The sequence below is a fragment of the Lactobacillus sp. genome, from assembly GCF_051893255.1.
Classification (GTDB): domain Bacteria; phylum Bacillota; class Bacilli; order Lactobacillales; family Lactobacillaceae; genus Lactobacillus.
This window is the reverse complement of sequence record NZ_JBJFHB010000049.1, coordinates 1-8,570: the sequence shown is the minus strand read 5'-3', so window position 1 is coordinate 8,570 and position 8,570 is coordinate 1. Positions and strand designations below refer to the sequence as shown.

Genomic DNA, 8,570 nt, shown 5'->3' with positions numbered 1-8,570 from the left:
AGGATTTGGCCATTATCACCACGGCTAACGACCGCTTTTTGGCAAAATTGGAGGAAAAATTACACTTTAAGGCAGATCCCCGGATCAAATTCGTGGGTACGGTTTATAACCAAGACTTGCTCAAAAAAATCCGGGAGAATGCCTACGCTTATCTGCATGGACACTCAGTCGGCGGAACCAATCCCTCTCTCTTAGAGAGTCTCAGCAGCACCAAGCTGAACCTGCTTTATGACGTCGGCTTCAATCAAGAAGTCGCCAGGCAGGCTGGTCTTTACTGGACCAAGGAGCCAGGGAGTTTGCGGCGGTTAATCGAAAAGGTTGAATCCTTCAGCCAGCAGGCGGTTGAAGACTTTGGCAAAGCAGCTCAAAGGCGGGTCGCCCAGGCCTACAGCTGGCCCGCGATTGCCGGGGAATACGAGGAATTGTGGCTGAAATAGACGAAGCCCCGCATCCGTGATTGGGTGCGGGGCTTACTGATGCTATTTAGTGTAAGGCATATCGTTTAATCTTTCGGAAAGAATTAAAGCCCATAAAAGATAAAAGTTCTCCGCTCTGTTAGAAGTGAAGTCTAACAGTTACAGAGAACTTTTTTCTATGCTATTTAATTCTGTACCCGGCTGGTACCATCGCTGTAGTTCAAAACAACGCCGGGCTGGACGTTAAAGACATAGACGTTAAAGGAAACCGCGTTGCTACCAACAGACTTGGCCTCCATTTGAACACCACGGGCCAGAAGCTCATCGCCTTTGAAGATTGGCTTAACCCGGTAGCGGACGTAGTTATTTGAAGATTCCTTCAAATAGTCAGCTACTTCATTTTCGTATGGCAGCATCCCTGATACGTTCATTTCTTCCGTACCAGTGATTAGGTTCTTCGGGTTGTTATTCTGTCCAGTCAGCTGGTAGCCGATCAAGTGACTCCGGTTATAGAGCCAGCCGCTGGAAATCCGCTTGTTGTGCCAGCCAGTTGGATCCCAGTGCAAAGGTTCTCTTTTAGCAGTCGGCATCAAAGACTGATTCAGCATTGCATTGGCCGTAGTCGCCCGGTTCAAGCTGTCCAGATTGCCGTAGGTCTGCCAAGCACCGCGGCTGGTTGACAGATCACTTTGGCTGAAGTCTGGTTGGTTGTTATTTACTTCAGTAGACAGTTGCCCGCTATAAGTCAGGGAGGCCAGATCAGTTTGCTTTGGCTTAGCAGAAGCAGTTTTTTTCGTAGACGTAGTCTGGTTAGTCTTACTACCCGGCTTTTTGGCCAGCTTTTCTTTAGCTTTCTCAGTCTTATCCTTAATAAGATCAGTCTCAGCTTTTAAAGTAAGATTATCGGACTCGTAGTCTTCGATTTTATCCTTATACTTATTGACCCGCTTGGTCTTAACGGTAATCTTTGGATAATTCTGGGAATCAACCGGCTTGGTAGATGTCACGGCAAAAAGCAGAACAACCGCGCCAGCAGCAAAAATCATTCTTTTCTTTTTCATTATCTCTTAGCCCTCCGGTAACCTGCTCTCTGCGCTTCTTCTTCACTGTTGAAGTAGACAGCGTTTGACGAATTCATTCGGTAGCCGGCCTGGCCAGGGACATGATAAATTTTTGAGTTGACATTACCAACGATTTTCTGAGAGTCAGCTGTGTTCATATCACCGCGCTGGTCACTTGAAGTATCAGTTGAGTCATCAGTGTTTGAATCTCTGGCACTTGATGCGGCAGCGGCTTGCTTTTCCGCGGCTTTACGGGCAGCTTCAGCCTCCTTTTTAGCTTCAGCTGCCTGCTTTTCCTGCTCCCGCTTAGCCTTTGCGGCTGCTTCTTTTTCTGCCTTTTCCTGGGCTTCCAGCTTCTTAACTTTCTTAGCCAGAGGTGCGTAGGCCAGCAAGGCGGCCTTTTTGGCAGAAATCAGCGCAGCGTTCTTTTCTTTTACCTGTTGGTATTCCTTAGCGCCAGTATACTTAACCACGACTTTGGTCCGCGGACTGTATTCTTCCGCGGCTACACTGCCAATACCGACAGTCACAAAAGAAAGGGCCAGCAAGAGCCAGGCGGTTGCCTTTTGTACCTTTAACTTGTGTTCTTTTTTACTGTAGGCAAAATACATCAGAACAAAAGCGGCAATAAAGAGACATCCCCCGACACTTGAAATTCCTAACGGCAGATAGCTCATCATAACGCCTAGCAGGGACAAAAAGGCAAAGCTGCCCCACCCTCTAACTGAATAGTAATCTTTATCAGCCTTACCAGATTTTTTCTTATGATAGCTGATCGTCGCCATAGCAGCAGATGCTACTAGCAATATGGGCCATAATACGGCCATAAATATCCTCATCTCTTCCTCTTCAAAAAACACACGATTAAATAGCTAAGTGCCGAAGCTCCCACTTAGACACTCAGACTTTACATTATAGCACGCGTGTAAAGGGAAAGAGATTTCTTATAGAAATAACGAGTAGTTGGTTCAGAAAAAGGGCATAAAAAAAGAGCGCCTATTAAGCGCTCTTACCGGTTCGGTACAAGTAATCAGCTGGTACCATTTTTTGCACATCAGATGTGAACTCCGGTTTATTCTTTTAGTCCTTACATTATAGCACACACCAAATACCCCCTTGAAGCAAAGAGAGCACACTTCAAGGGGGCGGTAATTAAATAACAGTATGTATTTTATCTAAGGCTAGCGATGTATTCCTTAGCATTCATGGCCGCGTGCCGGCCAGAGTTGACGTTGTGAGCACAAGCTGAACCACCAAGAGTGATGGTGTAGACATTGCGGTACTGCATGGTTGAGTCCATGCCAGCTACGTACAGACCTGGAATCGTGTTAAAGTCTGCATCGATTGCTTCAAACTTCCGGTTAGAGCCAATCCCGCCAACACCGATCAAGTTGGATGGGTCAAGTCTGGCGATGTAGTACGGCCCCTCCTCCATTGGAATCAAGCTGTCTTGATCTTTGGCAAATTCTTCATCCTTGCCTTGGCGGGCAAACTTGTTGTAGTCCTTCAAAGTCTTGGTCAAGACATCCTTTGGCAAGTTAAAGTGCTTAGCCAGGTCTTCCAGGTTGTCTTCCTTGTACAAGGAGTCACCTTCGTTAGTTTCAACAGCTTGGGCCAGGATCTTGTCCGCGTCAGGGATGCCAGCGGTAATCCGGTCATAGATATCCTGGTTGAAGACTTCGTAGGCATTCTTGACTGACTGCATGGCCATTCTCTGGTAGAGCAGGTTGTACTTCTTGGCATTTTCGTTGACGAAGCGGCGGCCATCTTGGTCGACAAAAACCGTTGGACCACCAGATGGCAAGCTCATAAAGCCGTTGATCGGATCGATATACAGGTGCACGCCTTCATGCGGCAAAGCCATAATGTAGTTCATCATGAATTCAGGTGATTCAACCAGCATATCCTTAGCTCCGGCAGCCATGGCCATCTTGTAGCCGTCACCAGTGTTGGAAGGCATTGAGCAGTAGTGCAGGTTCTTGGTTGACCAGCCTTGCTTTTCGATCAGTTCAGCTGAGTGGCCCACCCCGCCAGTGCAGAGCAAAGTAGCCTTAGCGTTGATCTTGACGATCCCGTCTGGTGACTTGGCATAGACACCTTTGACTACACCAGCTTCTTGGATGATGCTGATGGCACTGGTTGAGGTCATAAAGCTGACGCCCAATTCATCACAGCGCTTCTTCATATATGGCACGTAGCCCTCAGAAGCAAAGCCCCCCTTCCACCAGTGGAAAGTCGGGAACATGCAGGTGCCGTGATAGTCATCAACGTGAGTTAGTTGAACGCCTTGCTTCAAGAGCCATTCGATGTTATCTGCAGAGTTGTTGACCAGGTCAACCCAGAAGGCACCGTTTGCTCGGTATTGACCGAGTTCCATTTCCTTAGCGATGATGTCTTCTTTTTCGGCATGGATACCAGCTTCCTGTTGCATCTTAGTGTTGATGCCAAAAATTCCTTCGACGCCGCCACCATTGCCAGCTACGAAACCATTCTTCTCAATAACCAGGGTTTCCAGCCCTTCTTCTCTGGCTTGAACAGCACTAGCCAAGCCAGCGATCCCTGCACCGACAATCAGGTATTCAACTGAAATTTCCTTGTCAATCTGACTCGGTGCCTTGCGCCAGTCAGCGTAGTCATCAGCTTGGCTGACCGTGGCTTCTTCCGTGCTGATTTCAGCAGCTGGAGTAAATTCAGCTTGAGCGTAGTCGGCTGGGTCACCACCAGCTTCCTTAATGGCTTCTGAAACAGCCTCAATCAAGCCGTTAGTTGAAATAGTTGCACCAGTGATGGCATCAATTTCCAAGCTCTGCTTGTCCACGATTTGCGCGGCCCCTTTGGCAAAAACTGCCTCTTCAAGAGCACTCTTGTAGTCTCTTTCCGGCTTTACCTTGGCAATCTTGCCTTCTGCAATTTCAACTGTCAGTGGCATGGTTGCCCCCTCCAGTTCATGAGCGGTTACGGCATATTTTCCATCCTTTAATGAAGTCATGCTTTTTCTCCTCAAAACTCTGTTACCGTTTTCAAGATTAGTATACCAAGTTTGGTTATTGAAGGTATAATCATAATTGTGATTGATAATCGGAATGACTTATTAGTGAGGAGAAAAAATGTATCTGGAGCACTTAACAACTTTCGTCAATTTGGCAGAAACGCTCAACTTTTCCAAAACGGCAGTCAACTTAAACATCTCTCAGTCTTCAGTTTCTCAAGCGATTGCCTCGATTGAAAAGCAGCTGGGCGTTACATTGTTTTACCGCAGCCGCAAAGCTGTCAGTCTGACGCCAGCGGGACAGGAATTTTACGACCGGGTCAAGCCCTGGCTGAACGAGTACAACAAGGCCGTGCAGCATGTCCAGCAAGTGCAAAACGCGCAGAAGATGAACCTGACGATTGGCTACAGCGGGACGCCGTATGAACATACTGTAGTGCCAGAACTAGTTAGGGCTTTTTGCCAAGAGCATCCCCAGATCAACGTTTTCCTGGAGAATTATGCCCACCAGGAACTGAAGGACCACTTGACCCATGGAAATTGCGACGTGATCTTCACCATGCCAGACATCATTGCGGGAATGGACAACTTGGCTTATCACAGCCTGCTTATTGGCTACTATTGCTTGATCGTGCCTAGCGAAGTCAAGCTTGGTCCTCCGCCAATTTCTTTGGAAGAGCTGAGCAAGAACAGGCTGATCTTCCTAGACCACCGCTGGTGCCCGCCCACGCAAGACCAACTGCAAAAGGAGATCTGCAGAAACAACCATTCTCTGGACCTTGCCTATGTCAACAATATCGCGACCGCGCGGGCCATGGTTAAGGCCCGGCTTGGCTGGGGAATCTGGGCCAACTTTGTGTCCGACCCTAATGACCTCGACCTTAAGAAGCTGCCCCTTTCCACCCAGATCGTGCCCGACTATGGTGTCGCCATCTTGAAGCAAGGCAGCCCGCAAGCCGCCAGACAGTTCGTCAGCTGGCTGGAGAAAACGGGATTGCCAGGGTGAGATACAAATATCTGTTAGTTTGTTAGAGAGTATAAAAATTCCAGCACCTCAGTATAAAGGGCTGGAATTTTATCAAGTTACTCTTTTGGCCATGAATGGTCAAGTTCAATTTCATGTTTTTGAATGAAGCTATTGTACGAAATATCATTCTTTAAAGCTTGATATTTATTTTCTAGTAGAGTAAAAATGTTGGTTTCTTTTCGGCGTATTCTTGCCAGATCAGGTTTACTAAGAACTAAGATATACTTTTTTTCGCCTAACGCTAATTTTTTAACCAAACCAATAGCGTCATTCCAAGAATTATCAGAGCCTGTAATGCCATTCCAAGCAACAAAAATGCCTAATTTGGTATCGGTATAACACATCAATGAGAAAAACTTCCCTAAATACGTTACTCCAACCTTCTCCTCATAGTTTTTACATTCAATGAGAAAAGAAGAACCCATCTTTTCATCAAAAAGTTGCATCCCAAGCATAGCAGAACTTGTTGACCAATTAAGCAGTAAATCAATCTCATTGCTGCTAGTTCGCTGATTTCGTCTGACATCAAACATTTCAGGATAACCGTCTTCGAAGAGTATCGCGATCAATTCTTCAAGCAATTTACCTTTTTTGCCAAAGTCGCAATCTCCACGATCCAACTGATCATACAAAGAAGCAAAACGAACAAACGCCTCATCCGACAGGCTTAACGTTTGCGCGTTTTTATCTACAAACATCTGAAATAGATCTGAAAATGGCAACCCTAGATTAGTCAGATCATCAACTAGTTGGCTCAGTTCTTTGCTCTTAGCATCATCCTTCATGCCTTGCTCACCCGATAGACTACTACAGCATGATTGATTGGGTCAGTAATTTCATAATCACAATTTGCACAGCTAAGCTCACTTGGTATTTCGCCAATTGTTTTATAGCAAAAGCCCGTATACTTCTTGCAATTTGGACAGTATATCTGCAAATATGAAGTCAAGTAGTTTTGAGTCGTTAGAAACTCCAATAACTCATAAACAGTTTTGATATCAAGCTGCAGCTTTCGATGAATAACACTTGGGTAAACCCAATCGCCTGCATGGTAGTGGCTCATGAAGTCTACAAAGTCATCTATGTTAGCATCTAAGTTCTTCTCCTTTAGTAAAGGTACCACTTGTGCAAAGATATTTGATTGCATTGTTCATTCGCCCCATTTCTAAATCTTTACAAGTTCCCGTCAAGTGCTGCAGTACTGTATATTCCCGATTAGAAAAGCCAAAAGTTATCTTAACCAGATAGCTTTGCGAAACAACTGGATTCTCCCATTGTACATAAACATATGGGTAATTGGCGGTAGCTTCTTTATCATCTAAGTATCTGATGAGCAATTCCGTGATTTCAGGCGATTTGCTAAAGACTTCTTCATTTTCAGAGATCAGTTCCCGCAATTCACCGATAAATGGCAAAACAGAATCCTCATCCATCGCGGCCGTTAAATCTGCAGAGCCACCTGAATTCAGCAACATCATCTGCCGATAAATTTTGACCGGATCGTTAGTTGCCTCCTTGAGCTTATCAACAGCCTGCGAATAATCGCACTTAAATAGCTTAATTTGCAAAACATTCTTCAACCACTTGATGCAATAGCTGACTATGTCACTATAAGCATCACCCGTATTAGGGTAATAGCTACGATTCTTGATAGCATCGTATCTAATCTCGAGACACTTATTTTCCAAATCGAAATAGATAACAACTGGATAACGATAATCGACAAGCTCATTAGTGCTTCTGTCCGTATAAGATTTCTGCAAGACAAACTTTACTAAGACAGTTTGATCAGCTACTTTCTTGTAGGTCGGTTGAGCGTCCTTCAATTCAGCTGGAAGAATGCGTAAAAGCTGGCTACCCAATTCTGAAACCTCGGCCTTTGCTAACATTTTTTCAACTGGCTCATCAGTATCAAAGAAAAATGGTACTGAGTATTTATAGAGTTTGATAAGTTCCCATTCTTCATAAAATTGAGAGCATTTTTTATCGGTAGTGGTTTCAACGATCGTTGAGTCAATATCATCCTTGTTAGGCATGAATAATGGGGAGTCAGACTGATTTCCCAGAGTAGTCTGTGGATCAAAAGTAATTAAGTTCTTTTGTTGCAAGCGATGGATTATTGCTTTCTTCATCGCCAAAGAATAATTTAAGACGGTATTCTTGTAAAAGCTTAAAAAGGTTTCCCAATCCATTTCTCTACTCATGCCAAACTCCTTTATCGAAAAACACAAATTCCTACTAGACATTATAATACTGCCTTGCCTTGAAAGGCTAACACTTTGATCTCTCATCTGCAGAAGGAAGATGAAGTCTCAACAACTAAACAGTTTAGACTGTAAATCCCCGTACCTGTTTTGTAAGCGCCCAATAGCGCGGTATCTATTACTCGCCGGTCAATAGTCATATACTGTTCTTAACAATTGAATACGGAGGAACACGATATTATGACTGAACATCCAATCGTACCGCTTGAGCTTCCGAAGGGCAGAGTTAAGCCTAAGAACAGGCTCACAAGGAACAGACTTGTCCTTAATCTGAAGTCCAAAGGGGTTGAGCTGTCATTTTACAGTGATGCCACTAATGAACTTATGATTGAAGTCGTAGACAGGTTCTTGAACCATGATTAATCTGGCTGAATTAGGTCGAGTGTTCATTGTTTGCGGTAAGACCGACATGCGCCGGGAATTGATTCGCTTGCTTACATAGTTAAGAAGAGCCTCCATCTCGATCCCTTCTCTGGAAGTGTCTTTCTCTTCTGTGGCAGCCGAAGAGATCGCTTCAAAGCACTTTATTGGGATGGCCAGGGATTCTGGCTGCTCTATAAGCACTTTGAGAATGGGAAGCTAGCCTGGCCAAACATGAAGACGAAGTTCGAGAGTTGTCCGATGAGCAAGTAATGCGCTTGATGCGGGGCTTTACTGCTAATTTCCCAGGATTTTACAACTCAAACCACACGGTTGGCAGATTTTCTGCCAACCGTATTTCTTTTTATGCATGACTTTCTAGAAACGCGAGGATCTCAGCTTTGGTTCGGGTACTTTTATCAATAGCTTTTAGTAATTCCTCCTGCTCTCGGT

General features: G+C 45.0%; 8 protein-coding genes and 1 pseudogene. 4 read left to right on the top strand and 5 right to left on the bottom strand.

Annotation, left to right across the window (positions count from 1 at the left end; genetic code table 11):
• Positions 1-437: pseudogene (locus ACI4WN_RS04050) on the top strand (beta 1-4 rhamnosyltransferase Cps2T); the annotation flags it as partial.
• A gap of 164 nt (positions 438-601) precedes the next feature.
• Here ACI4WN_RS04050 and ACI4WN_RS04045 read toward each other — a convergent pair.
• The 3 genes from ACI4WN_RS04045 to ACI4WN_RS04035 form a co-directional block, all read right to left on the bottom strand.
• Entirely contained in the window at positions 602-1,477 is an 876-nt protein-coding gene (locus ACI4WN_RS04045; protein ID WP_439777073.1) for a DNA/RNA non-specific endonuclease, read from the bottom strand.
• Positions 1,477-2,304: a sunset domain-containing protein gene (locus ACI4WN_RS04040; RefSeq protein ID WP_439777072.1), complete on the bottom strand. Its 828-nt coding sequence runs from the start codon at positions 2,302-2,304 to the stop codon at positions 1,477-1,479. The genes ACI4WN_RS04045 and ACI4WN_RS04040 overlap by 1 nt, the downstream gene beginning before the upstream one ends.
• 344 nt (positions 2,305-2,648) lie before the next feature.
• Entirely contained in the window at positions 2,649-4,466 is a 1,818-nt protein-coding gene (locus ACI4WN_RS04035) for an FAD-dependent oxidoreductase (protein WP_439777071.1), read from the bottom strand.
• A 118-nt stretch (positions 4,467-4,584) separates the two neighbouring features.
• Between ACI4WN_RS04035 and ACI4WN_RS04030 the strand changes: the two genes are divergently transcribed.
• Entirely contained in the window at positions 4,585-5,472 is an 888-nt protein-coding gene (locus ACI4WN_RS04030; protein WP_439777070.1) for a LysR family transcriptional regulator, read from the top strand.
• A 77-nt stretch (positions 5,473-5,549) separates the two neighbouring features.
• On the opposite strand, the gene ACI4WN_RS04025 is transcribed toward ACI4WN_RS04030, so the two are convergent.
• Together ACI4WN_RS04025 and ACI4WN_RS04020 are read right to left on the bottom strand one after the other, a co-directional pair.
• Positions 5,550-6,278 (bottom strand): restriction endonuclease, encoded by a 729-nt coding sequence (locus tag ACI4WN_RS04025; protein WP_439777069.1) that lies wholly within the window; start codon positions 6,276-6,278, stop codon positions 5,550-5,552.
• A 300-nt stretch (positions 6,279-6,578) separates the two neighbouring features.
• Positions 6,579-7,697, bottom strand: coding sequence for a hypothetical protein (locus ACI4WN_RS04020; protein WP_439777068.1), 1,119 nt, complete (start codon positions 7,695-7,697; stop codon positions 6,579-6,581).
• Positions 7,698-7,937: 240 nt separating this feature from the next.
• Between ACI4WN_RS04020 and ACI4WN_RS04015 the strand changes: the two genes are divergently transcribed.
• Complete coding sequence (locus ACI4WN_RS04015; RefSeq protein WP_439777067.1) at positions 7,938-8,120, top strand: hypothetical protein; 183 nt, start codon at positions 7,938-7,940, stop codon at positions 8,118-8,120.
• Positions 8,121-8,177: 57 nt separating this feature from the next.
• Positions 8,178-8,390 carry an IS66 family insertion sequence element accessory protein TnpB gene (gene tnpB, locus ACI4WN_RS04010; protein ID WP_439777074.1) on the top strand — a complete coding sequence of 71 codons (213 nt, stop codon included), beginning with the start codon at positions 8,178-8,180 and terminating at the stop codon, positions 8,388-8,390.
• The last annotated feature ends 180 nt before the right edge of the window (positions 8,391-8,570 follow it).

Coding starts and splice junctions, on each gene's coding strand:
- ACI4WN_RS04020 (WP_439777068.1), bottom strand. CDS start 7,697: ATGAGTAGAGAAATGGATTGGGAAACCTTTTTAAGCTTTTACAAGAAT.
- ACI4WN_RS04030 (WP_439777070.1), top strand. CDS start 4,585: ATGTATCTGGAGCACTTAACAACTTTCGTCAATTTGGCAGAAACGCTC.
- ACI4WN_RS04035 (WP_439777071.1), bottom strand. CDS start 4,466: ATGACTTCATTAAAGGATGGAAAATATGCCGTAACCGCTCATGAACTG.
- ACI4WN_RS04045 (WP_439777073.1), bottom strand. CDS start 1,477: ATGAAAAAGAAAAGAATGATTTTTGCTGCTGGCGCGGTTGTTCTGCTT.
- ACI4WN_RS04015 (WP_439777067.1), top strand. CDS start 7,938: ATGACTGAACATCCAATCGTACCGCTTGAGCTTCCGAAGGGCAGAGTT.
- ACI4WN_RS04025 (WP_439777069.1), bottom strand. CDS start 6,278: ATGAAGGATGATGCTAAGAGCAAAGAACTGAGCCAACTAGTTGATGAT.
- ACI4WN_RS04040 (WP_439777072.1), bottom strand. CDS start 2,304: ATGGCCGTATTATGGCCCATATTGCTAGTAGCATCTGCTGCTATGGCG.